This is a genomic window from Streptomyces albicerus, from assembly GCF_008905045.1.
GTDB classification, from domain to species: domain Bacteria; phylum Actinomycetota; class Actinomycetes; order Streptomycetales; family Streptomycetaceae; genus Streptomyces; species Streptomyces albicerus.
Map to the genome: position 1 here is coordinate 176,561 of NZ_VWMY01000011.1, position 21,986 is coordinate 198,546.

The 21,986-nt window shown below is 69.3% G+C and carries 23 protein-coding genes; 12 read left to right on the forward strand and 11 right to left on the reverse strand.

Annotated elements, in window-relative coordinates; all coding sequences use genetic code 11:
• Positions 1 to 187 precede the first annotated feature (187 nt).
• Entirely contained in the window at positions 188 to 1,141 is a 954-nt protein-coding gene (locus GAS53_RS11895) for an SMI1/KNR4 family protein (protein WP_151477466.1), read from the forward strand.
• 115 nt (positions 1,142 to 1,256) lie between these two features.
• On the opposite strand, the gene GAS53_RS11900 is transcribed toward GAS53_RS11895, so the two are convergent.
• Entirely contained in the window at positions 1,257 to 2,240 is a 984-nt protein-coding gene (locus GAS53_RS11900) for a helix-turn-helix transcriptional regulator (RefSeq protein ID WP_151477467.1), read from the reverse strand.
• A gap of 162 nt (positions 2,241 to 2,402) precedes the next feature.
• On the opposite strand from GAS53_RS11900, the gene GAS53_RS11905 reads away from it, so the two are divergent.
• Positions 2,403 to 2,825 carry a VOC family protein gene (locus GAS53_RS11905; RefSeq protein WP_151477468.1) on the forward strand — a complete coding sequence of 141 codons (423 nt, stop codon included), beginning with the start codon at positions 2,403 to 2,405 and terminating at the stop codon, positions 2,823 to 2,825.
• A gap of 131 nt (positions 2,826 to 2,956) precedes the next feature.
• Here GAS53_RS11905 and GAS53_RS11910 read toward each other — a convergent pair whose 3' ends face one another.
• Positions 2,957 to 3,568 (reverse strand): dihydrofolate reductase family protein, encoded by a 612-nt coding sequence (locus GAS53_RS11910; protein WP_151477469.1) that lies wholly within the window; start codon positions 3,566 to 3,568, stop codon positions 2,957 to 2,959.
• 89 nt (positions 3,569 to 3,657) lie between these two features.
• The gene (locus tag GAS53_RS11915; protein ID WP_151477470.1) at positions 3,658 to 4,500 is read right to left on the reverse strand and encodes a helix-turn-helix domain-containing protein; all 843 of its coding nucleotides are present in this window, start codon (positions 4,498 to 4,500) and stop codon (positions 3,658 to 3,660) included.
• A gap of 255 nt (positions 4,501 to 4,755) precedes the next feature.
• On the opposite strand from GAS53_RS11915, the gene GAS53_RS55090 reads away from it, so the two are divergent.
• A complete protein-coding gene (locus GAS53_RS55090) occupies positions 4,756 to 4,881 on the forward strand; it encodes a Beta-galactosidase C-terminal domain (protein ID WP_225858870.1) in 126 nt (41 codons plus the stop codon).
• 47 nt (positions 4,882 to 4,928) lie between these two features.
• Here GAS53_RS55090 and GAS53_RS11920 read toward each other — a convergent pair whose 3' ends face one another.
• From GAS53_RS11920 to GAS53_RS11935, 4 genes are all read right to left on the reverse strand, one after another.
• Positions 4,929 to 5,615 (reverse strand): GntR family transcriptional regulator, encoded by a 687-nt coding sequence (locus tag GAS53_RS11920; RefSeq protein WP_151477471.1) that lies wholly within the window; start codon positions 5,613 to 5,615, stop codon positions 4,929 to 4,931.
• A gap of 30 nt (positions 5,616 to 5,645) precedes the next feature.
• Complete coding sequence (locus GAS53_RS11925) at positions 5,646 to 6,446, reverse strand: cysteate racemase (RefSeq protein WP_225858871.1); 801 nt, start codon at positions 6,444 to 6,446, stop codon at positions 5,646 to 5,648.
• Positions 6,443 to 6,748 carry a cation:dicarboxylate symporter family transporter gene (locus GAS53_RS11930; RefSeq protein ID WP_225858872.1) on the reverse strand — a complete coding sequence of 102 codons (306 nt, stop codon included), beginning with the start codon at positions 6,746 to 6,748 and terminating at the stop codon, positions 6,443 to 6,445. The genes GAS53_RS11925 and GAS53_RS11930 overlap by 4 nt, the downstream gene beginning before the upstream one ends.
• Before the next feature lie 238 nt (positions 6,749 to 6,986).
• Complete coding sequence (locus GAS53_RS11935; RefSeq protein ID WP_151477472.1) at positions 6,987 to 7,685, reverse strand: TetR/AcrR family transcriptional regulator; 699 nt, start codon at positions 7,683 to 7,685, stop codon at positions 6,987 to 6,989.
• 192 nt (positions 7,686 to 7,877) lie between these two features.
• On the opposite strand from GAS53_RS11935, the gene GAS53_RS11940 reads away from it, so the two are divergent.
• Together GAS53_RS11940 and GAS53_RS11945 are read left to right on the forward strand one after the other, a co-directional pair.
• A complete protein-coding gene (locus tag GAS53_RS11940; protein WP_151477473.1) occupies positions 7,878 to 8,555 on the forward strand; it encodes an SDR family NAD(P)-dependent oxidoreductase in 678 nt (225 codons plus the stop codon).
• A 119-nt stretch (positions 8,556 to 8,674) separates the two neighbouring features.
• Positions 8,675 to 9,028: a hypothetical protein gene (locus GAS53_RS11945; RefSeq protein ID WP_151477474.1), complete on the forward strand. Its 354-nt coding sequence runs from the start codon at positions 8,675 to 8,677 to the stop codon at positions 9,026 to 9,028.
• Positions 9,029 to 9,292: 264 nt separating this feature from the next.
• Here GAS53_RS11945 and GAS53_RS11950 read toward each other — a convergent pair whose 3' ends face one another.
• On the reverse strand, positions 9,293 to 10,651 hold the full coding sequence (locus GAS53_RS11950) for a S28 family serine protease (RefSeq protein ID WP_151477475.1): 1,359 nt from the start codon (positions 10,649 to 10,651) through the stop codon (positions 9,293 to 9,295).
• 374 nt (positions 10,652 to 11,025) lie between these two features.
• Here GAS53_RS11950 and GAS53_RS11955 point away from each other — a divergent pair, with 374 nt between their 5' ends.
• Complete coding sequence (locus GAS53_RS11955; RefSeq protein ID WP_192583076.1) at positions 11,026 to 11,883, forward strand: RICIN domain-containing protein; 858 nt, start codon at positions 11,026 to 11,028, stop codon at positions 11,881 to 11,883.
• 383 nt (positions 11,884 to 12,266) lie between these two features.
• Positions 12,267 to 13,376, forward strand: coding sequence for an NAD(P)/FAD-dependent oxidoreductase (locus GAS53_RS11960; protein WP_151477477.1), 1,110 nt, complete (start codon positions 12,267 to 12,269; stop codon positions 13,374 to 13,376).
• A gap of 46 nt (positions 13,377 to 13,422) precedes the next feature.
• Here GAS53_RS11960 and GAS53_RS11965 read toward each other — a convergent pair whose 3' ends face one another.
• Positions 13,423 to 13,776, reverse strand: coding sequence for a winged helix-turn-helix transcriptional regulator (locus GAS53_RS11965; RefSeq protein ID WP_151477478.1), 354 nt, complete (start codon positions 13,774 to 13,776; stop codon positions 13,423 to 13,425).
• A gap of 64 nt (positions 13,777 to 13,840) precedes the next feature.
• On the opposite strand from GAS53_RS11965, the gene GAS53_RS11970 reads away from it, so the two are divergent.
• The 5 genes from GAS53_RS11970 to GAS53_RS11990 all read left to right on the forward strand — a co-directional run bounded on the left by GAS53_RS11970 (position 13,841) and on the right by GAS53_RS11990 (position 18,786).
• Positions 13,841 to 14,740: an LLM class flavin-dependent oxidoreductase gene (locus tag GAS53_RS11970; protein WP_192583077.1), complete on the forward strand. Its 900-nt coding sequence runs from the start codon at positions 13,841 to 13,843 to the stop codon at positions 14,738 to 14,740.
• Entirely contained in the window at positions 14,737 to 16,065 is a 1,329-nt protein-coding gene (locus tag GAS53_RS11975) for an FAD-binding oxidoreductase (protein WP_151477480.1), read from the forward strand. Before GAS53_RS11970 ends, GAS53_RS11975 begins: the two co-directional genes overlap by 4 nt.
• Before the next feature lie 92 nt (positions 16,066 to 16,157).
• On the forward strand, positions 16,158 to 16,808 hold the full coding sequence (locus GAS53_RS11980; RefSeq protein WP_151477481.1) for an FMN-dependent NADH-azoreductase: 651 nt from the start codon (positions 16,158 to 16,160) through the stop codon (positions 16,806 to 16,808).
• A 340-nt stretch (positions 16,809 to 17,148) separates the two neighbouring features.
• On the forward strand, positions 17,149 to 17,919 hold the full coding sequence (locus GAS53_RS11985) for an SDR family NAD(P)-dependent oxidoreductase (protein WP_151477482.1): 771 nt from the start codon (positions 17,149 to 17,151) through the stop codon (positions 17,917 to 17,919).
• A gap of 207 nt (positions 17,920 to 18,126) precedes the next feature.
• The gene (locus GAS53_RS11990) at positions 18,127 to 18,786 is read left to right on the forward strand and encodes a DNA alkylation repair protein (RefSeq protein WP_151477504.1); all 660 of its coding nucleotides are present in this window, start codon (positions 18,127 to 18,129) and stop codon (positions 18,784 to 18,786) included.
• A 197-nt stretch (positions 18,787 to 18,983) separates the two neighbouring features.
• Here GAS53_RS11990 and GAS53_RS11995 read toward each other — a convergent pair whose 3' ends face one another.
• Together GAS53_RS11995 and GAS53_RS12000 are read right to left on the reverse strand one after the other, a co-directional pair.
• Positions 18,984 to 20,435, reverse strand: coding sequence for an alginate lyase family protein (locus tag GAS53_RS11995; protein ID WP_151477505.1), 1,452 nt, complete (start codon positions 20,433 to 20,435; stop codon positions 18,984 to 18,986).
• A gap of 380 nt (positions 20,436 to 20,815) precedes the next feature.
• Positions 20,816 to 21,928: a sensor histidine kinase gene (locus GAS53_RS12000; RefSeq protein WP_151477483.1), complete on the reverse strand. Its 1,113-nt coding sequence runs from the start codon at positions 21,926 to 21,928 to the stop codon at positions 20,816 to 20,818.
• Positions 21,929 to 21,986: the final 58 nt, after the last annotated feature.

Genomic DNA, 21,986 nt, shown 5'->3' on the forward strand with positions numbered 1-21,986 from the left:
GCCGAGGACCTGTTCGTGGTCGGTGAAGAGGATCGCGGGGTACCCATCCGCGAACCCGCAGCCGTGAGCGATGTACGGGTAGTGCTGTGCGTGGTACTCGTCCGGGAACTGACGACTCAGGCGTTCCCCCAGCTCATCGAAGGCCGCCCGCACCACCCTCCATCCGACCAGCAAGGAGCGCCAGGCTGTGAAGGTCGAAATCCAGCCGGACGTACGCGACACCGCCGCCCAGTTGGGGGCCGGCGTTCCCTACGCGCTGAAGGTTCTGGCCGGCCGGCTGGCCGACGACCCTGACATGGGCCGGCCCTCGGGGCTGCCCGGCATCCTGACCGTGACAGTTGACGGCGACCTGTTCGAGGACTGCCCCGACCTGTCCGTCGGCTACATCCGCGAGCCGGACCGGATCGAGATCCGCTTCCTCAGAGCGACCCCTTCCACCGAGCCCTCCACGGACGCCCATGACCAGGAGCAGGAGCAGCGCCGAGGCCAGGACCAGCCTGCCGACCCTGCCGCCACCGCGGTCACCGTACGGGAGATCGCCGACGCCTGGCACCGCATCACCCACTGGCTCAAGCACAACGCCCCCGACTCCTACGCCGCGCTCCGCCCCGGCGCCGGCCCCGCCGCCATCGCCGCCCTGGAAGAGGAGCTCGGCATTCAGATACCCGTCGAGCTGCGCGTCCTGTGGCTGCTGACCGCGGGCGACGACGGGGTCAACGGCTGGGGATGCCTTCCGGGCAACAAGGCTCTGATGCCCCTGGACGCGGTGGCCGCCGTCAACCGGCTGAAGATGGACTCCCAGGTCCACGAGGACGCCCTCAACGCCCGCCGCCCCGAACACGACCGGATCACCGTGTGGAAGGCAACCCGGATTCCGGTTGTCGCCTTGGGCCCGGCTGACAGCACCTCGGGCCTGTACCTGGACGCCGCGACCGGCTACTTGGGCCGGTGGTCCCGCTACAACGAAGGCCCCGACGAAGTACTCGACACGCTGGTCACCTACCTGGAAGAGGCTGCCGACATGCTCGAAGCCCCGACCCTGGCCACGCGGGACAAGCCCGGCCTGGTCGGTGGGGCGCTGGTCTGGGGCAGCAGCCTCGACTCCGCGCTGGAACACAGGTGGCAGCCCCTCACCGGCTGACCACACACGACGTGAGCGTTCCGGTTGGCCCGAGAGAGCGCCAGGGCAGCGGGCAAGCCCCGCAGTTGGCCGGGCCTCAAGTGGTCGAGCGCCGCGCTCAGTTCGTGCTCGGGGGTCAGGGCGGAGTGGTGTTGTGGACGGCGTTGGCGTAGCGGGTGGCGAGCTGTGCGCATGCGTCGTTGAGTTCGGGTGGGCCGATGACTTCGATGTCGGTGTCGAAGCAGCCGACAGCGGCGGCCAGGCCGGTCCATGACCAGGAGCCGAGGGTGAGTCGGCAGTGGCTTGGTCCGAGTTCTTCGACGATTCCGTCTTGGGCGAAGGGGGCGACGGTGGTGGCGGGGAGGTTGAGGACGACTTCGCCTCGGCAGGGCCAGTCGGTGGAGGTGCCGTCGGAGCCGCGGAATCGGCTCATGATGAAGGCGGACACGTCGCCTCCAGGGAGTTCGCGTGGGGTGAAGCGGGGGCCAGTGGGTGTGCGCGGCTGTATGCGGTCGACGCGGAAGGTCCGCCAGTCGTCGCGGTCGAGGTCCCAGGCAAGGAGGTACCAGCGGCCGCGCCAGGTGACCAGGTGGTGGGGCTGTACTCGGCGGCGCTGCCCGCCATTCGCGGTGCCGTCCGTGGTGTAGTCGAAGCGGAGTTCCGCATGGGTGTGTATGGCGGTGCTCAGGTCCGTAAGGACCTGGACGCCGACCTGCGGGGCGTCCCCGCTCCTCGCAGGCTGGACGGCTGCGATGCGCATCGTGTCTATGCGATGGCGTAGTCGGGGCGGCATGACCTGACGGATCGTGGCGAGGGCGCGGGCTGCGTCCTCGGCGAGCGTGGTGCCGGTAGCGGCGGTTTGCAGGGCGAGGGCCAGGGCGACGGCCTGGTCGTCGTCGAACAGTAGTGGGGGCAGATCCGTGCCGGCATCCAGGCGATATCCGCCGGAGGGTCCTTTGAAGGCCAAGATCGGGTAGCCGAGTTCGCGCAGGCGATCCACGTCGCGGCGAACCGTGCGCGAGGTGATGTCGAGCCGCTCGGCGAGTTCCTCGCCGGACCAGTCACGACGCGTCTGGAGCAGTGAGAGCAGCGCGAGCAGTCGCGAGGACGTCTTGTGCATGTCCAGCATTCTGCCCGCAGTACAGGACCCAACCTGTCCGCTACCCCTGCAATGGTGGGATCAGAGCCACCGAGGGGCGTTGCCCCAGGTCACGGTGGCCGCGCCGCGCCCGCGTTTCATCGCACCGGCGCACATTCGACGAATGGAAAGCTAGGAGCAGGTATGTCCGTCACGACCACCACCCACCTGAACTTCCGGGGCGACGCGCGTCAGGCGCTGGACTTCTACCAGTCCGTCTTCGGCGGACGTACCGTCGCCGTCACCTACAAGGACGCCGGCAACGTACAGAACGAGAACGAGGCGGACTGGGTGATGTGGGGCGAGGTGGTCGGGGACAACGGCTTCCACGTCATGGCCTACGACGTGCCCTCCCTACTGCCCTGGAACCGGGGCGAGAACCCCTTCTTCGTCTCCGTGCGCGGCGACGACGCCGACGAGATCAGCACCCTGTGGCAGAAGCTGTCGGAGGGCTCAACGGTGGTGCGCCCCTTGGAGGCCGCACAGTGGGCACCGCTGTACGGCATGCTCACCGACCGCTTCAGCGTCACCTGGGTCCTGGACGTCACCGCTCCCTACATCGGCTGACCCGGCAGGCTCGGCACACGACAAGTCCGGTCCGCCGCGGGAACGCGGCGGACCGGAGAATGGCGGCGGAAGGAAACGGCGACCGGCCAACGAGTGCGCTGTGCACCCCAGCGGGGTCTAGCGGCGTACGTCTAGCGGCGTACCTTGAACCTCAGGTGCAGCACCCGGTCGCCCTGGATGACCACGTGGGGATCCTCCAGTAGATGCTGCCCATCGATGCTGCCGAAGTAGCGCTTGCCCGACCCGAACACCACCGGCACCACGTCCATCGCCACCTCGTCCACGAGGCCGGCCGCGAGGATCTGGCCGCCCACTTCGCCTGCGTTCACACCCACGGTTCGCTCCCCCGCGAACTCCTGGGCCTTGTCGATCGCAGCCGTCACGCCATCGACGAAGTGGTACGACGCCTCGGGGTGCCAGCCCTCGGGCTTGGGCCGGTGGGACACCACGACCACGTGGTCGCCCGCGGGCGGCCGACCCTCCCAGCCATTCACCAGGTCGAACAGGTGGCGGCCCATCACAATCGTGCCGATCGACTCCCACATCGGCCGGACGTACTCCGCCGATGCACTTGAGACCTTGAAGACGCTTCCAGCTCCGGAATGGTCGTACTGCTGGTCGCCGCCTTCGGTGATCGGGGTGTCCCCGCTGAAGTACCAGTCGTGCAGTGGCCCGACGTCGTCGTTCTCGTCGGCGATGAAGCCGTCCACCGACACCACGCTGTGCATGACTACTGTGCCCACGGGTTCTCCTCGGGTCTCCTTGCGCATTCACCACCGATCCTGTCGCCCGCGGGGGCGACTGGGCTTGTAAGAAATCAATCGCTGAGAAATCAATCAGCGGGCATCGGACCGCTGTCCGGCGGGAACCCCTGCTCGGCGGGGAATCGGCGCCGCAGGGCCAGGTATTCCGTCGGCGTGTGGCCGGTGAAGTCCTTGAACTCCCTGCTGAAATGGGGCCGGTCGAAGTAGCCGGCCGCTTGAGCGAGCTCCGACCAGTCGACCGGGCGCAGGGCGTCTACGGACAGGATCAGCCGCGCGAAGCGGTAGATCCGCGCCACCCGCTTCGGGGTGACCCCGACGTGGGACTTGAACTGGGCGGCCAGGTGATTGCCACTCACCCCGGCGGCATCGGCCAGCGCACCGACCGGGACCGCGCCGTGGGAAGTCTCCAGACGCCCACCTGTGTGCAGGACCAGGTCGAGACCGCGCGACGGTGCCTCGGCAAGTCGCGATCGCAGTTCCTCCTCCAACACCCGCAGTGTCTCGGTGGCCGATGCTATGTCGCCGACCTGGTTGCGAATCCGGTCCACAGACCGTTGCCAGACGGCGTCGACCGGCACCCATCGGTCCCGCAGCTCGGTCGCCGGCATGTCGACGAACGGCGACATCCCCCAAGGCTTGAAGTGCACCCCGACGAGCCGCACCCGTGTGGGGTACTCGACGAGGAAACGCCTGGTCCATACACCCATGAACCACCCGTCGGTGAACACAGCCGACGGCACCGAAGGGTCGGAATCCCACAGGCGGGCGGGTCCGCCCAGGTTGACGAACAGATGTGCCGACGGCATCGGCGGGACGTTCATCCGGCGGTGGCGCGGCACCCCGGTCAGGCAGTAGATGTCGTCGATGTACTGGTCGAGCGGCGGGGCGGGCACCCGGCCGACGTATTCCATGGACTCAGTGTGGCCGACGAGGGTTCAGTCCGCGAGGGAGGGGAGGTCGCACGACCCGACGCCGGCTCGCAGTATGGACGCCGGCTCGCAGTATGGACGCCGGCTCGGAGTATGCCGGTCCGTCCCTGGGCCGGCGCCGGTTCAGTCGGGACAGCTTCCGCGACACCGACAATGCGTTCCGCGTGGACGGCGGCGGCACCAGGGCCTCCTGGCGCTCGGATCGCGTCGCGATCCCGAGGTGACAGGAGGCCCTTCGTGAAGCCGACGACAGAGGGCGACAGCCGCTCAGCCGAAGGCGTCGAACTCCTCACCGGCACGCCGATCACCGGCACCGTCACCATCCCACCGGGAGGCGTCGCCGTCGTCCGCGAGCCACGCTGACCCGATTGTTCGAATGGAGCCGGTCATCGCCGACAGAGACGAGCGTCCTAACCGGTGGCTGCCTCGGCGAACTGGTTGGTGTCGAAGAGCTGATTGATGTGTCCGCCGAGTTCGGACCAGTGGTGTCCGGAGAGTTCGGCGGCGGCGCGGGCGTCACCGCCGGCGCAGACGTCGATGAGCTGGTCGTGGTGGTCGATGGTGTTGCGGCCGCCAAGCAGGGTGGAGAACTTGCGGTAGAGGATGCGGTGGATCTGCGGGTGGAGTTGCTCGACGATCCGGCTGAGCACGGGGTTGTCCGCGACCGCGATGGGGACGGCGTGGAAGCGGTCGTCGGCGGCGAGCGCGGAAGTCGTGTCGTTGGCGGCGACGGCCCGTTCGAAGTCGCGGTTGGCCTCCCGCATGCGCTGCAGGTCCTGCTCGGTCATGACCGGCACAGCCGTCTCGATGGCGAGCTGGTCGAGGGAGCGCAGGACGGCGAGGGTCTTTTCGACGTCGCGGCGGTTGAGGGTGGTGATGCGGGTGTAGACGCCGGGTTTGGCCTCGACCAGGCCGATGTCGGCAAGCCGGGCGAGCGCCTCGCGCACCGGGGTGCGACTGAGGCCGAGGCGCTCGGCGAGCTCACCGTCCCTGACCTTCTCACCGGGGACGAGTTCGCCGCGCACGATGGAGTCGCGCATGCGGTGGAAGACCTCGTCGCTGAGGAGACGGCGGGAGACAGGGCTGTCGAGTGACATATTGCGTACAGTACATCGCTGTTCTGCACCCTATCCGGCTGTCTTCTCGGCTGTGTTCTCGGTTGTGCTCTCGGTCGTGTTATCGGTTGTGCTCTCGGCCGTGTTCTCGGTTCTGGCCCGGCGGACCAGCGCCTGGGCCAGGATGAGCGCCGGATCGATGAGGGGGACGTCCACGGCGTCGGCGGGGAGGCCGAGGGGGATTTCGGTGCAGCCCGCGATGACCGCCTGCGCACCTTGTTCGGTGAGGCGCCGCGCGGCCCGGGCCAAGCGCGCGGTCGTCGGGTCGTCGCGGGTGCCGGCCTTCACCGCGCGGATGGCGGTCATGACCTCGTGGTCCTGGCTGGCGGCATCGGGGAGCACGAGGCGGATCCCGAAGCGGTCCAGCCACTCCTGGTACAGGCCGGCGCGGACAGTGCCGCTGGTGGCGAGCAGGCCGGCGGTGTGGATGCGAGGGCTCAGCGTGGTGAGGTGCCGGGCGACTTCGCCGATCATGTGGACGATGGGCAGGCCGATGTGGTCGGCGATGCGCGGGACGAAGGCGTGTGCGGTGTTGCACGGGATGGCGATGACGGTGGCGCCGGCCTCGCGCAGGACGCGGCTGCCGTCCAGCAGCCAGGGGGTGGGGTCGGGTCCGTCGCCCAGCAGGGCTTCGGTGCGGTCGGGGATGGTGGGGTCGGACCAGATGACCGTCCGGAGGTGGTCCTGGTCGCTGGAGCCGGGGGTTGTCGAGACGAGCTTGGCGTAGAAGTCGGCGGTGGCCGCCGGGCCCATGCCGCCCAGGATGCCGATGATCTCGGTAGTACGGGTGAGGGTGGGAGTGGGGGTCTTCACTGCGCCGTTTCCTTCTGCAGGACCGTGGTCGCGGGCGCAGCCCGGGTGTGGCGGGTGTTGCGGCTGCCGCGGTTGGCTTCGCGCCGGTTCTCGGAGCTGTCGACGACGACGGCGAGCGAATTGCCGATGACGTTCACGCCGGTGCGGGCCGTGTCGACGATGAAGTCCACACCGAGTAGCAGGGCGACGCCTTCGGCAGGCAGGACGACGGAGTTGCCGGCGGCGATGAGGGCGACGACGGAGGCGGAGGCGACACCGGCCTGGGTGTCTGCGCCGGTGGGGCGGGGATGTGCGGCGCCCATGAGCCTCCTGCCATATGCAATATATTGCGTTCTGCGTGTTGGCCAGTAACACTGAGGCCGGAAGCAGTGGCCTGTCAAGGGCCCGCAGGAACGAGGAGCATCAGATGGCGCCGACCGCACGCGTGGAGCACGACCTGGTGGGAGACAAACATCGACCCAGGAAGCCCCTCGTCCGGGCCGACTTTCCCGGCGTTGCGCCTCCGTACCGCGGCCGGGCTCGGTGGTCTCGGTCCTTAGGTCAGTTGCTCCTGTCCGGCTCCGCTGCGGCGGGGCCGGCCGGGCTGGCGCGGAGCATGGCCTTGTACAGGGCGGCGTGTTCGGGCGAGGCGGGCAGGGGGCCGCGGGCCGGGGCCTCGAAGGACTGGATCATCAGGGCGACGACGCGTCGCCAGGCGTCGGGGGCGGCGTCGCCGGTGGCGTTGATGACACCGGCGTTGGCCATGTGGATCAGCACCAGGTCCGAGGGGTCGAAGTCCTCGCGCAGCCGCCCCGTCGCCTTGGCGCGGTCGATGAGCTCCACCATGCCCTCGTATGCCTCGTTGCGGCGTTCTTCCATGGCCTTGGCGGTGGGGAAGGTCATCGTCAGCACGTCGGCGAAGCCGTAGTCGGCGGCCTGCATCGCGCAGGCGGTCTCGATGTAGCCGACAAAACCGTGCCAGGGGTCGGGGTCGTCGAGGGCGACAGCAACCGCATCGGCGTAAGAGTCCATGCGGTCGGCGAAGACGGCGGCGACGAGCTCTTCCTTGGTGGGGAAGCGGCGGAAGATGGTGGCGATCCCCACGCCTGCCTCGCGGGCCACGGAAGCCATGGAGGCGTTCAGGCCGTCACGTGCGAACACCCTGCGCGCGGCGGCGATGATCCGCTCCCGGTTGCGCTCGGCGTCACTGCGCAGAGGCTGGGAGGCGGGGTCGTCGGGGTGCTGGGCGCCAGGATTCATGCCGGCCAGTCTAGCAATCGGATAGACCTATCCGATTCTAGTGCTACGCTGACCCGGCAAACCGGATCACCCTATCCGGATCGCGAACTGGATAGGCCTATCCGAAGGCGGGGTGATCTCACCGACGGCTCGACGAGATCACCTCCATCGCCCGACACATCCCCACCCCCTCTCGATTGCGGAAGGATCGCTGTGACCAGCATCGCCATCGTCGGAGCCGGCCCCCAACTGGGCCTGGCCATCGCCCGCACCTTCGGCTCGCAAGGCCTGGACATCGCCCTGATCTCCCGTAACCGCGACAAGCTCGACGATCTCGTCGGCAAGCTCACCGCCGAGGGCGTCACCGCCGCCGCGTTCCCGGCGGACGTGCTCGACCACGACGCACTCACCCAGGCGCTCAAGGACGCCGCCACACAGTTCGGCGGCATCGACGTGCTGGAGTACTCCCCGGTGGGGACGCTCGGCTCCACCGTTCTGACCGCTCCGGCCGAGACCGAACCGTCCCACGTGCAGCGCGAGATCGAGTTCCAGCTGTACGGGGCCATCGCCGCCACCGAGGCGGTGCTGCCCGCGATGCGCGAGGCCGGCGCGGGCACCCTGCTCTACACCACCGGCGCCGGCTCCATCGATCCCGTGCCGCAGGTCGCCAACGTCAACGCCGCCGCCGCAGCCCTGCGCAACTGGGCCGTCAACCTGCACAAGGAACTGGCCGGCACCGGCATTCAGGCCGCCCACGTCGGCATCGACGTGACGATCGGCACCTCCACCTTCTACGGACAGCCCAAGGCCACGGCTGACCTGATCTCCCCCACCTACTGGGACCTGCACACCACCCACCGCGACCAGGCCGAGCGGATCTTCAGGGGCTGACGCCGCACCGGCACCCCCTGATCAGCCCTCCTCGTCCATCCCTGATCGCGCCGCGGCGCGATCCATCCGCGGGGAGCGCTTCACGCACGTTCCCGCCCCACTTCAAGGAGCAGACCATCATGACGTCGACCACCGATCCGTCGTGCAACGACCCGGCATTGTTCAACCCTGGCGCGGCACATCTCGTCGAGGAGTTCAGGAACGCCCTGGTCCGCATGCGCGACGGAGAGGAGCTGACCGTCGGGGACCTCAACACGGCCACCGATCTGCTGCAGTTGGTGCAGGGGACCGCCGGCGCCTCCCTGGCGGCGGCGGTCATGCCGCTGTTCAAGGAGGTCTTCCAGAGCGGCCGGAACGGGTCCACCCGCGACGAAGAGTCAACAGTCCCACCTACGCACGCGGCTCCCCACGCATCGGCAACTCCGGCACCCTGCCCGTACGACGGGCCGAACCCGGAACGCCGCTGGTGGTGAAGGCACAGCGGCCGTCGGCGCCGGTGAGCTGGTGGCCACGCGGCTTACACTTGGGCGTTCCGTCGTCGTACAGCCCGGAGCAGTTGCCGTCGTCGGCCGCCTGGTAGACGTCCGCCATGGCACCCGTGAACGGTCGGCCGTGGCCGGAGGCGAAACGAGCCCCCCACCACCCGGCCCTGGTCACCATCGCCTGCCTACAACTCTGGCTCCCCTGACTTTGCGGGACACGACCTGGATACAAAACTGCCGGACGGGTCACCAAGGTCACCCGTCCTGCACCCCCTGGCGACGCGCGCCCGTAGCCCAGTGGCGAAGCGCTGTGACAGCCTCCGCGCGGTCGGCAGGCGACAGGTCCGCGATCGTGACGTGGTGGTTGCCGCCCGGCACCCACAGCACGCGCGCGTCGCGGCGGCCGGGCCGGAAGGGCTCGGCGACGGACGGGTCCTGGGTGCCGTTGACGAAGAGCAGCCGGCTGGCGCGCCGCCGCACCCAGCGGTCTATGTCGGGCATGGCCTTGGCGTCGAAGTGCATCGGGATGTCGCGCGGCACGAAATTGCGGGGTTCGATGGCGTCCGGGTAGTGCAGGAGTCCGTCCAGATGGTCGGTGGGAACGTCCAAGTAGCCCATTTGCGTGCCGAGTTGGTACCAGTAGGGGATGTAGTTCCGGGCGGTGGAGTCGGCGTAGACGGGCAGGGCGGCCGTCTCTTCCAGCCACGCGTACAGCGCGTCGGTGGAGGCGTCCGGGCCGGGGACGGCGTTGGCGTCCGCAGCGGTGCGGTTCTGCCAGAACATGAACGGCACCCGCAGGACGGCGATCTCCAGTGCCTTGTCGGCGCTGCCGACGATGCGGAAGGTGTCACTGGTGGCGGCCGCCCAGGCCTCGTAGCGGGCGACCAGGTATGTGCGGCGCAGCAGCATCTGTCGCTGTGCCGTCTTCAGGGCGTCGCGGGCGGCCGCGGTGCCCACGTGCTCCAGGAACCGCACGTAGGCGGAGTCCTCGCGATCGTCGACGTTGTTCGGGGCAGAGTAGGCGACGGTGCCGTCCACGTCGTGGGGGTGGAAGCGGCGGTGGTACACGCTGGCCATGCCGCCCTTGCTGCCGCCGGTGGAGATCCACGCGCCGGGGTAGAGGCGGCGGAAGAGACGGACCACGCGGTGGTGGTCGTCGGCGGCCTGGCGGATCGTCAGGTGGGTGAGGTCGAGGGCCGCCGGACGCGAGGTGCCGAAGAAGCGGTGCTCCACGCCAAGCTGGTTACTGCCCAGCAGGACGGCCGGTTCGGTCCGCCTCGGCGTGAGCGACACTTCGTATCCGGTGCTGAACAGGACGGTGGGTCGGTCGGCGGCGGTATGGAGCAGGGTGAGGCGCTGCTCGAAGGTCCCGGCCCCGGGGTCGTTGTGGTCGACCGGTTGGCGCAGGCCGAGCACGAAGAAGCGGTATCCGGGCTCGGCGCCCGGCCGTTCCTCGATGACCCGCAGGCCCGGCAGCGCCCGCAGGGCGTCCACCACGTCATCGGCCCCTGCGCGGTTCCGGTCCGCGGCCCGCACAGGCACGGCAGCCAGGCCCGCCGCCGAGGCCGCCGAGGCGGCGGAGGTGAGCAGACGTCGTCTGGTGAGGGTGCGCATACAAGTCCTTTCCGGTGTCGACCGCCTCAGTACATCGGTCGGCGGCACCGGGGAGATCCCGCGCGCGAGGGAACCCTCTCCCCCAGCCGAGGGAGAGACCACATCACGAGGACTCCCCAGCCGCCCCTCCGCTTGCTGCCCTGTCGGCGGCGGGCGCGATGTTGAGGGCGGACGGCGTGCAGTTCGGCGGCGCGGGAGAGTCGGACCAGCCGAGCGCTCCACCCGTCGACAACCCGCCCGAGGGCGGGACCGACCAGTACGCGATCAATAGATGTGACGTAGTCCTTACGTCGGCGCCTGAGGGACTGACGTGGCGGCATGCGGCGGTGTGGACTCCTGAGCGACCGAACTATCGATCTTGCGATGGAGTGATCTTGAGACGGATTCGTTCCGTGGTCGCCGTGGGCACGGGCCTGGCCGCCGCCTTCCTCAGCGTTCCTGCCGCGTGGGCCGCCACGCCCGACGTCCCCGAGACGTTGCGGATCTCCAACAGCCCCTACGAGGGCTCCCAGTTGTGTGGGGCCCAGACCCCACCGACGTTCAGCACCGCCAACGGTTTCGCACCGCTGTTCGCCGCCTCGGTCAAGGGCGTGGACCCCCAGCCCGGCCTGGGCGGGGCGATGGAGCTCGCGCGCCCGGGCGAGCAGCCGTTCCGCACCTTCCAAGTCAGCACGGGGCCCGTCGGCCACGGGTGGGGAATTCAGATTCCCACCAGCACATTCAGCCCGGGTGACTACCAGTGGCGGATCCGCGCCGAGGGCCCCGCCGGCCCGTCCGGCTGGTCCGCCTGGTGCACGTTCACCGTGACCGGACCGGCGTCCACGCCCGCAGAGTTCTCCTACAGCCCCGACGGTGGCAAGCACTGCCTGGACGTGAGCGGCGCCAGCGGAGAAGACGCCGCGCGGGTGCAACTGTGGGACTGCAACGGCTCCTTGGGCCAGACCTGGAAGATCACGCCCGAGGGCACCCTGGTGAACCCGAACTCGGACAAGTGTCTGGACGTCGCCGACGGAAGTACCGCCAACGGCACCAAGGTACAGATCTACACGTGCAACGGCACCGGCGCCCAGCAGTGGCGCTACGACCAGCCCACACCGGCCGCCTTCACCAACCCCCAGGCCGGCAAGTGCCTGGACGTGCCCTACTCGAACTTCGCCAACGGAGTCCAGGTCCAGATCCACGAGTGCAACGGCACCAACGCCCAGGTCTGGAAGCAGCTCACCCCTGCCTGACCAGAATCGGCGCCGGCCTGAGCGTCATGACCGGTGAGCGTGCCGGAGACGATCGTGCGCCGGGGTTGTTGACTGCACGTGACCGCGCATGCTCGGCTTGCAATCAGTTGCATACCGAAGGGGGCCGACACGAGAAATCGCTCCGCGTGGCACTCGTGCCCAGGATTCCCGCGGCCCTGCCTCAAATCAACCAACGCGGACGGCAGCCACAAGTGCCGTCGTCACGACGTGCTGCCGCGCCCGAGGCCAGACCTTGCAGGCCAGATCCTGCGCGGTCATCGCATGGTCATCTCAGAAGGCGCCGGGGCGCTGCCGAACCGCGCGCTCCGTCCCGCCACCCACCCGGCGAACAACCCCGCGAGAGAAGAGAGAGGCAGATCAGCGTGGTTGAGCACGTAGTTGTTATCGGCGCCGGCGTCTACGGCGCGGCGGTGACCGACTCGCTGACGCGGCGGGGCGCCCGCGTCACCATCGTGGACGCCGGTGCGCCGGCGGGCGGCACCTCCGGTGCGACGTTCTCGTGGACCAACTCCTGCGGCAAGCAGCCTCGGCCCTACCACGATCTCAGTGTCGCCAGCATGCAGGCCCACCGGCAATTGGCGGCCGAAGTGCCTGACAGCGACTGGTACCACGAGGGCGGCAACCTGGAGTGGGCCTCCGACGACGCCGAGCACGAGGAGCTGCGCAAGAAGGTCGTCGGCGTTCTGGACTACGGATACGAGGCGCGGTGGCTCAGCCGGGCGGAGGCACTGCGCCTCGAACCGGACATGGACCCCGCCGGACTGTCGGCGGACGGGATCGCCTACTTCCCGCGCGAGGGCTGGATCGAACCGCCCCGCCTCATCGGCCACCTGCTCTCACGCGCGGTCTCCCGTGGTGCCGAGCTGGTATGGGACGACCCTGTCACCGGCCTGGAGTTGACCGCCGGTCTGGTGCGCGCCGTCCGGCTCGCCTCGGGGCGGCGGCTCTCCACCGACGCGGTGGTCAACTGTGCGGGGCCGCAGGCCGCCAGGATCGCCGAGCTCGCCGGTCTGGTCCTGCCGATGCGCAACACCCGCGGTGTGCTCGTCTACACCTCGCCGGTCGCGGTCTCGGTGGCGCGGGTCATCCACGCACCGCACATCCACCTACGCCCGGACGGCGGCGGACGGCTCCTTCTGCACACCCCTGAGACCGACGCCGCGGCGCAAGTGTCCAACGCCGGCGAAATCAGCGTAGAGCGATCCGCAGTGACAAGAGTGCTGGAGGCGGGCCGTGCGCTGTACCCAGGGATCCGCGCCGCAACCGTGGAAAGCGTTCGGATGGGTGAACGGCCCATCCCCGGCGACGGCCTACCGGTCCTGGGACGGGTCGTCGAGCTGCCCAACTTCCATTTCGCCGTCTCACACAGCGGCGCGACCCTGAGCGTGCACGCCGGCGACCTGGTCGCGGCCGAGGCGCTCGGCGAGGACCGGGGCGAAGCCCTGGCCGCGTTCCGGTTCGAGCGACTTTGACCCGACGGAGTGAGGGCGCGCGCCTCCGGACGCGCGCATCCGTAGGCTACGTCGACGACGACGGAACCCGCCCCGCACCTCTGGGGCCCGAGCGGTGCATGCTCCACTCCGCGAGCGGCAGCAGGGCGTCCACCAGTGCCCGGCCGTCCGGGGCCAGCTGATAGCGGATCTGCACGGGCGTAGTGGGGATGACGGTGCGCTCGATGAGGCCCGCGGCCTCGAGTTCCTTCAGGCGCTGGGAGAGCAGCCGGTCGGAGATGCCGTCGATCAAGGCCCGGTACTCGCCGAAGCGCCGGGCGCCACGGCCGGCGGCCTGCAGTATCGAACCCGTCCAGCGGCGTCCGATCAGTTCGAGGGTGCCCTCGAAGCTCGGGCAGCTGTCGTCATGAATGGAGTCCACTTACAAAAGATTAGCACCTTACCCGCCGCTTTGCCGATGGAGCGATCCGGCGCACCGTAGACGCATGACCGACTACGGACGCCCGCTCTCCTTCGGAGTGAGCCTCGACCCCTCCGCCGGGGCCTGGGAGCAGACCCGGCACCTCGCGCGGACAGCGGAGGCCTCGGGCCTGGACCATCTCGCCGTCCAGGACCACCCCTACCAGCCCGGCCACCTCGACACCTGGACCCTGATCACCCATCTGTCCGCGGTCACCGACCGCATCTCCTTCCTCACCGACGTCGCCGACCTGCAGCTGCGCCCGCCGGTGATGCTCGCCAAGGCCGCCGCGTCGCTGAGCGTGCTCACCGACGGACGGATCCAGCTCGGCGTCGGCGGGGGCGGTATCCCGGACGCCATCGCCTCGATGGGCGGCCCGGCGCGACGCGGCCAGGACATGGTCGCGTTCACCGAGGAGTCGCTGGGGCTCCTGCGCACGGCCCTGGCCGGAGGTGTCGTACAGCTGCACAGCCCGTACCACTCCGTCGACGGATACCGCGCCGGACCGGTGCCCCCGAAGCCCGTCGAGCTCTGGCTCGGCGCCCAGAAGCCGCGGATGCTCGCCGTCACCGGCCGGGTGGCCGACGGCTGGGTCTCTCCGCTGAACATCTACGTCCCGCCGCAGGAGGTGCCCTCGCGCCAGCGGATCATCGACGAGGCGGCCGCCGACGCGGGCCGCGACCCGCGGACGCTGCGGCGCGTCTACAACGTGATCGGCGTGATCGGCGACCACGGGGGCGGCCCCGGGCTCGTCGGCGATGTGCGGCGGTGGGCGGACACCCTCACCGAGTGGGCCGTGGAACTCGGCTTCGACACCTTCGTCTTCTGGCCCGCCACCGACCCCGAGCGGCAACTCGCGCTCTTCGCCGACGAGGTCGTGCCCGCGGTACGCGAGCGCGTCGACGCCCTGCGGAGCGGGCGATGAACGACACCCTCTCCACCCTCGACGCCCTAGGCACCCTGCCGGCCGAACTCGTCGGCAAGGTCGTCACGCCCGACGACCGGCGCTACCGGCTGCTGCGCTCCACCTACACCACCGTCGGCCGCCCCATCGCCGTGGTCCTGCCCGAGTCCGCGGACGGCGTCGCGGCGGCGCTGCGGTACTCGCGGGAGACGGGGCTTCGGGTGGCCGTCCGCTCCGGCGGGCACGGCCTGTCCGGCAGCGGCACCAACGACGGCGGGCTCGTCATCGACCTGAGCGCGCTGCACCGCATTGACGTCCTCGACCGCGCCTCCCGGCTGGTCCGCGTCGAGGCGGGAGCCCGCTGGGCCGAGGTCGCCCAGGCACTCGCCCCGCACGGGCTCGCCATCAGCTCGGGCGACCACGGCAACGTCGGCGTCGGCGGCATCGCCACCGGGGGCGGCATCGGATGGCTCGTACGCCGGTACGGGCTCACCGTCGACCACATCCGCGCCGTCGAGGTCGTACTGCCCGACGGGACGTACGTACGCGCCGACGCGGAGACCGAACCCGACCTGCTGTGGGTGATGCGCGGGGCCGGCGCGGGTGCCGGGATCGCGGTGGCCTTCGAGATCGAGGCCATGGAACTCCATGACGTCGGCCACGCACAGCTGGTCGCGGCGGTCGACCCGGCCGGTGAGACGCTGCGGCGCTGGGCCGACGTCATGGCGCGGGCGCCGCGCGAGTTGTCGACGGCGGTGATGCTGTCCGCGCGGGGCGACACCACCGCGGCGTTCATCACCGCGGTCGTGGCCTCGGACAGCCCGTCCGTCATCCGCGACGCCGTCGAACCGCTGCTCGGCATCGGTGACGTGATGGCGCAACAGGCCCACGTCGTCCCGTACACGGAACTGGTGCCACCGCTCCATCTGCACGCCAACTCCGGGCAGATGCCCGCCAGTACGACCAACGGACTGCTCACCGACATGACCTCGGACGCCGCCCGCGCCCTGGTCACGGCGTCGGCCGCCCCCGACCCGGTCCTGATCCAGCTGCGTTCACTCGGCGGAGCGACCCACGACCCGGCCCCCTCGGCCATGGCGTTCGCGCACCGCCACCAGAACACGCTCGTCGTCGCCTCGGCGTTCCCACCGGACGACCGCGCCACCCTGGCCGGCGCCTGGGCGCCGCTCGCCCCGCATACCGACGGCGCCTACGTGAACTTCGAGAGCGCCCCCGACAAGGCGACGTTCACACACGCCTACCCGGGACCGACCGGCACCCGCGTCACCGACCTGTGGAAGCGCTACGACCCCGAGGGCGTCCTGCGCCCCCGGCCGCCGGCCTGACCACCGGCCGCATCGCCCGCACCGACCACGAGCCCCGCGGCACCCGCCGCGGACGCCCGCCCCTTCATTTCACCTCTTACTGGAGATACTCCATGGCCACGTTGCTGCACATCGACTCGTCCGTGTTCCCGGGCGGCGCCTCCGCCTCCCGCGCCGTGACCGAGACCTTCCGCAAGACCTGGGAAGAGCAGCACCCGGAGGGCACGGTGATCTATCGCGACCTCTCCGTCGACCCCGTCCCGCACATCACCGCCGACGCGCACACCGCCGGCTTCGCCGATCCGGAGGCCCACACGCCCGAGGAGGCCGTCGCTTTCGCCGAACGCCTCAAGCTGATCGAGGAGTTGGAGCTGGCGGACGCGGTACTGATCGGCGCCCCGATGTACAACTACACGATCCCCTCGACCCTCAAGGCGTGGCTGGACAACGTGATCCTCTTCGGCCGCACCGCGGGCGAGACCCCCTCCGCCAAGGGCACCGCGGTCACGGTCGTGGCCAGCCGCGGCGGTTCCTACGCGCCCGGCACCCCGAAGGAGCCCTTCGAGTACGTGCAGAACTACCTGACGGCGACCCTCGCCGACATGCTCGCCCTCGACCTCGACTTCATCGTCCCGGAGCTCACCATGGCCCCGCACATCCCGGCCATGGCCCAACTGGTCCCGCTCTTCGAGACCTCCCGCGACCGTGCCCTCGAGGACGCGGCCACCAAGGCCAAGGCCCTCGCCGAACGCCTCGCCGCGTAGACACGAGTGCACCGCCCAGGCGATATCGGCAGGTTCTCCGGTCAGGCTCATGGTCGGACACAGGCAACGAGGTGGGTCACAGGACCTCCGTGGCGGTGGGCCGCGGAGGTCCTCGCCGCCATCCGGCGACCAGCACCGGCTTCCAGGCCAGCGGTGTCGCGGCCGCGACACCGCCGGCCTGCGACCTTCGGCAGGTGGCCCCGCCGGGGCACCGGCCAACGCGAACGGATCGGCGAACTGCACCTGAGCAGAGGCGGCGAGGCCATCAAGATCCTGCTCACGTACGGTGGCGAGGGTCGATGCTGCTTGTGACCGCCCACTCTCAGAGCGAAGGAACACCATGGCGCGTATCACCGACCGGACGGTTCTGATCGTCGGTGCCTCGTCGGGCATCGGTGCCGAGGTGGCACGCCAACTCGCCGACGGTGCCAACCGGTTCGTCATCACGGCACGGCGCGCCGCCGCACTCGCCACCGTGGCCGAGGAGATACGGGCCGCGGGCAGCGCCTGCCTGGACATTCCCGCGGACGCCCTGAACGCGCAGGCAGCCGCCGATGTGGTGGCGGCCGCCGTGACGGAGTACGGCTCCGTCGACGTCGCCCTCCTCAACGCCGGTCAGGGACCGGACATGTCCATGGACCGCGTGAGCGTGGCGGACGTCGCACGGATCATGGCGCTGAACTACGACGTCGTCGTCAACTACCTCATCCCTCTGATCAAGCAGATGCGCAGTCAGCCCGACGGAGGCCTGATCGCCCACACCAACTCCCTGGCGGGACTGATGGGCATCCCCCGTCAGGGACCGTACTCGGCGGCGAAGGCGGCGGCGCGCACGCTCATCGACACCGCGCGCGTCGAACTGGCGCCCCAGGGCATCCGGTTCACCTCCGTCCACCCAGGTTTCGTCGCCACCGAGCGCATCAGCGGGGACGGCCTGCCCAAGCCCTTCCAGATCAGCCAGGAGCGGGCGGCCCGGCACGTCGTACGCGCCCTGGAGAGAGAACCGGCGCAGGCGTACTTCCCATGGCCCACAGCGGCGTTGGTCCGCACGCTACGTGCCCTGCCCACACCGTTTTCCACTCTGGTGCTGCGGAAACTGGCCTCCGGCTAGGCCTCGTCAGACACTCCCCCGCCTTGGATGCCGAACGCCCAGCGAAGAAGGCAATCACCAACGCGACGACGACAATGGGACCGAGCAGCACGGACAGCCAATCAACTTGCACTGGTGTCATCGTGAGCTGCCTGGTGGGCAGGCGGTCGACTCCCTCGTAGGCTGAATCGCGCACGTGATGGACAGGAGGCTGAGGTGGCCGAGACGATGGTGGCTGAGGTGATGGCCGAGCTGGCCGCGCTCGAGGACCCGAAGACGCGCGAGGTGAACGAGAAACACGGTGACGATCACGGTGTGAACCTCAGCAAGCTGCGCGCGCTCGCGAAGCGGCTGAAGACGCAGCAGGAACTCGCGGGCCGGCTCTGGGAGACGGATGACACCGCGGCGAGACTGCTGGCGCTCCTGATCTGCCGCCCGAAGGCGTTCGAGCGGGACCAGTTGGACGCCATGTTGCGCGAGGCGCGCTCGCCCAAGGTGCACGACTGGCTCGTGAACTACGTGGTGAAGAAGAACCCGCACTCCGAAGAGCTGCGCCTGGCCTGGTCCGCCGATCCGGATCCGGTGGTAGCGAGTGCCGGCTGGGCGCTGACCACCGAACGCGTGGCGAAGAAGCCCGAGGGCCTCGACCTCGCAGGACTGCTCGACGTCATCGAAGCGGAGATGAAAGGCGCCCCGGATCGACTGCAGTGGGCGATGAACCACTGCCTGGCTCAGATCGGGATCGAGCACGCCGAGCTCCGCGCCCGTGCAATCGACATCGGTGAGCGCCTGGAAGTGCTCAAGGACTACCCGACTTCCCCGGGCTGCACGTCTCCGTTCGCGCCCATCTGGATCACCGAGATGGTGCGCCGACAGCACGATACGTAGGTCCGCTGAGCTCTCTCCCCCATTGCGGGCGCGCACCTGAGCCGCCAACTCGGCGACCTGCGGATCTCCCCTGCACGGAGATCGTCGTCACGCACCCGCCGCAGGAAACGCGTGGAGGACAACGTCCGGTCCGAGTGGTGGACCGTCAATGAGACGCAGTTGTACGAACTCCCCTTCGCCGACGGCCGGTTCTTGTCTCAGTCCGCGTCGCGGCGGGCCTGACCGCGGCGGCGAAGCAGGAGGAGGCCTCCGGCGACGGCCGTGATGCCGGTCGCGGCCGTCCAGAGCGGGAGGTCGGAGGAGCCCGTGGCGGCCAGGTCGTCGCCCGCCGAGCCCTGGACGCTGGGAGACGGGGAGGGCTGGGGGGACGAGTCCGAGGCCCCGGCAGAGCCAGTCGAGCCGGACGCGGCGGACGCCGACGCCGTGGGCGATGCCGCGGTCTCGTCGGCGGTGGCCTTGTCCCGGGTGAACGCCAGTGTGCCGAAGCCGAGTTGGTCGTAACCGCCGCTGTTGGGGCCGTAGTCCCCGCCGCCGCCCTCGGGGGCCGTCTTGGCGGCGATCTGCGTGACGTACGAGGCGGACAGGTCCCGCCGCTTGGTGTAGTGGTTGGCGATCATCGCCCAGATCGGCCGGGTCATCGCCGGATTCACTGCCGCGGCGTCGGTCGCTGTCTCCGTCCCTGACCAGCCGTTGATCGCGCCCTTCTCACGGGTGTTCTCGGTGTACGCCACGTCGCCGCCCATGGTCCACTTGGCGACGTACTGCGCACCCTTGAGGAAGCGGCTGTCGTCGTAGCCGTACAGGTCGATGCCCTGGTTCCAGGCCATCTCGCAGAAGGTGCCCATCAGACCGATGCCGAGCAGCGCGTGCCCCTGGTCGCGGCCGGCCTCCAGCCACTCGGCGAGCCCGTCGTCGTGCACGACCGGGATGGCGTTCTTGATCGCCCCCAGTCCCTCACCGTGCTTGAAGTACTCGACGGCGCGGTCGACTATGGCCTTGTCGTCGCAGAAGATGCCGGTGGCCAGGACGCACGCCATGTTGCACAGGTCCCAGTTGGTCCAGTAGTTGGAGACGACCGCACCGTTGTGGTTGGCGAGGAAGTCCTCGCTGAGCGGGTAGAAGACGTCGAGCAGCATCTTCTGGAACCGCTCCAGCTCGAAGTCGCCGTGGTCACGGACGAGTTCGGCGGCGTTGGCGATCTGGTAGCCGTACAGGCCGGCGGCCAGGAACCGGTCGGCGCTGCCCGCAAGACTCGTCAGCTTGGCCGACCAGGCGTTGAGGATCGCGACGGTGGTGTCGGCGTGCGCGGTGTCGCCGCCGGCGTGGTAGCGCAGGGCGTTCTGGTAGGCGGCGTGGATGTCGTTGTAGAGGATCGTGTAGTTCTGGGGGCCGCCCGCTCCTCGGGACACTGTCTCCTGCGGGTTGGCCGTCCAGCCGCTCTGTGCGTGCCGGTTGGCGGTCAGCTTGGCGAAGCCGGCCGTGTAGGGGGCGGCGCCCGCCTTCACCTTGGCGGCCATGCGGTCGAGGTCGGCCCGGGTGTGCAGCAGCCCGGGGTGCGCGAAGGCCGCACCCGCCGCCGACGCCGGGGCGGTCGCCACGGCCGTACCGATCCCTGCGGCGCCCGCCGCCGCGCCCGCGAACTTCATCATGGTCCGGCGGCTGATCTCAGGTGTCACTGCGTCGTTCCTCGGATCTCATGTCGGGGACGGTGCCTACGCATGGGAGACGGGACGGCGTGCGGCCGATAACAGAAAAATGAGCGGTGGGTCGGGGACGTCAGTCAGGGACGTCAGGCCCAGCGGAAAGACGTGAGCATAGGCTGAAACGACGGTGCCGTCGCAGGGAGCTTGGCGGAGGCGAGGTACGTGTCGGCGGGCGCGGCTACGAAAGTACCGTTTTCGAGAACGCCGCACCTGCCTCGCCACCGATCACCAGCCGCTTGGGCCGCAATCGTGGGATTTCAGGTCCCTGCTCTCAGTGCTCTTGTCTCAGATCTATTACGGTGGCGGCGCGTCAGTTCCCTGATTCTTCACCTGTCGGCATGCGGGGATATCGCCGGTAGTTCCACAACGATACGGATCCCTCCGGCAGGGCGCGGGGTGAGGGTGAGTTTTCCGTCGTGTGCGCGGGTGATGGTTTTGACGATTGCCAGGCCGAGGCCGACACCCGCGTGGTCGGTGTGTATGCGCTCGGTGCCGCGCTGGAATGGTTCGGTGAGTGTCGAGGCCAACTGGGGGGAGATTTTCTCGCCGGTGTTCTCGACAGTGAGCACCACACTGTTGGGACGGACGCTGGTATTCACCCACACCATGCCCTGTTCGGGCAGATTGTGGACGATCGCGTTCTGCACGAGGTTCATGGTCAGCTGCAGCAGGAGCGCCTGCGATCCGATCGTGGGGGTGTTGTCGCCGGAGGTCTCGATGGTGACGCCACGCTTTTCCGCTAGAGGCAGGAGTGTTTCGGTGGCTTCTTCCGCAATGAGGGACAGGTCGACGTGATCTGGGGTGAAGGACCGCTGCTCAGCACGGCTGAGCAGGAGCAGCGCCTCGGTGAGATCGATCGCCCGCGTGTTGACGGCGTCGAGACGGTCGATGACCTCGCCGACGTCATGGTTCGGATCGGTGCGGGCCACGTCGAGAAGGGTCTTCGAGATCGCCAGCGGGGTGCGCAACTCGTGGGAGGCGTTGGCTGCGAATCTCTGCTGCTCGGCGACGTGTGCTTCGAGCCGTACGAGCATCGCGTCGAAGGCGTCGGCGAGTTCGCGGAACTCGTCTTTGCGGCCCGGCAGCCGGATCCGGTGGGAGAGCGATCCGTGCGTGGCCATCCGGGTGGCGTCGGTGATCCGCGTCAAGGGGGCGAGCATGCGGCCGGCGAGGATCCACCCTCCCACGAGGCCGAACACCAGCAGGAACGCCAGTACTGCGGCTGCCCTCGGAGCGAAAACGTCCAGGAGGACGGACCGGACGGGAAAAACACCGTTCTCGAGCTTGTCGTCGGCGTCGATGAGCATTGCACGGTCGGGGACATAACGGAGGAGGAACACCCACACCGCCGCGAGCAGCAAGGCGCCGGCCAGCATGAGGAACCCGGCGTAGCTGAGGGTGAGTTTGAGGCGAACGCTCAAACCAGGGGTTCTATCCACGGTCTGCTCCCTCGTGTCCGGCCTTTGGCTGCGTGTGGATGCGGTAGCCGACACCTGA

Bases quoted from the DNA above. Each gene is read 5' to 3' on its own strand.
- GAS53_RS11900 (WP_151477467.1), bottom strand. From the start codon at position 2,240: ATGCACAAGACGTCCTCGCGACTGCTCGCGCTGCTCTCACTGCTCCAG.
- GAS53_RS11905 (WP_151477468.1), top strand. From the start codon at position 2,403: ATGTCCGTCACGACCACCACCCACCTGAACTTCCGGGGCGACGCGCGT.
- GAS53_RS11915 (WP_151477470.1), bottom strand. From the start codon at position 4,500: ATGGAATACGTCGGCCGGGTGCCCGCCCCGCCGCTCGACCAGTACATC.
- GAS53_RS11920 (WP_151477471.1), bottom strand. From the start codon at position 5,615: ATGTCACTCGACAGCCCTGTCTCCCGCCGTCTCCTCAGCGACGAGGTC.
- GAS53_RS11930 (WP_225858872.1), bottom strand. From the start codon at position 6,748: ATGGGCGCCGCACATCCCCGCCCCACCGGCGCAGACACCCAGGCCGGT.
- GAS53_RS11935 (WP_151477472.1), bottom strand. From the start codon at position 7,685: ATGAATCCTGGCGCCCAGCACCCCGACGACCCCGCCTCCCAGCCTCTG.
- GAS53_RS11945 (WP_151477474.1), top strand. From the start codon at position 8,675: ATGACGTCGACCACCGATCCGTCGTGCAACGACCCGGCATTGTTCAAC.
- GAS53_RS11950 (WP_151477475.1), bottom strand. From the start codon at position 10,651: ATGCGCACCCTCACCAGACGACGTCTGCTCACCTCCGCCGCCTCGGCG.
- GAS53_RS11970 (WP_192583077.1), top strand. From the start codon at position 13,841: ATGACCGACTACGGACGCCCGCTCTCCTTCGGAGTGAGCCTCGACCCC.
- GAS53_RS11975 (WP_151477480.1), top strand. From the start codon at position 14,737: ATGAACGACACCCTCTCCACCCTCGACGCCCTAGGCACCCTGCCGGCC.
- GAS53_RS11980 (WP_151477481.1), top strand. From the start codon at position 16,158: ATGGCCACGTTGCTGCACATCGACTCGTCCGTGTTCCCGGGCGGCGCC.
- GAS53_RS11985 (WP_151477482.1), top strand. From the start codon at position 17,149: ATGGCGCGTATCACCGACCGGACGGTTCTGATCGTCGGTGCCTCGTCG.
- GAS53_RS11990 (WP_151477504.1), top strand. From the start codon at position 18,127: ATGGTGGCTGAGGTGATGGCCGAGCTGGCCGCGCTCGAGGACCCGAAG.
- GAS53_RS11995 (WP_151477505.1), bottom strand. From the start codon at position 20,435: ATGATGAAGTTCGCGGGCGCGGCGGCGGGCGCCGCAGGGATCGGTACG.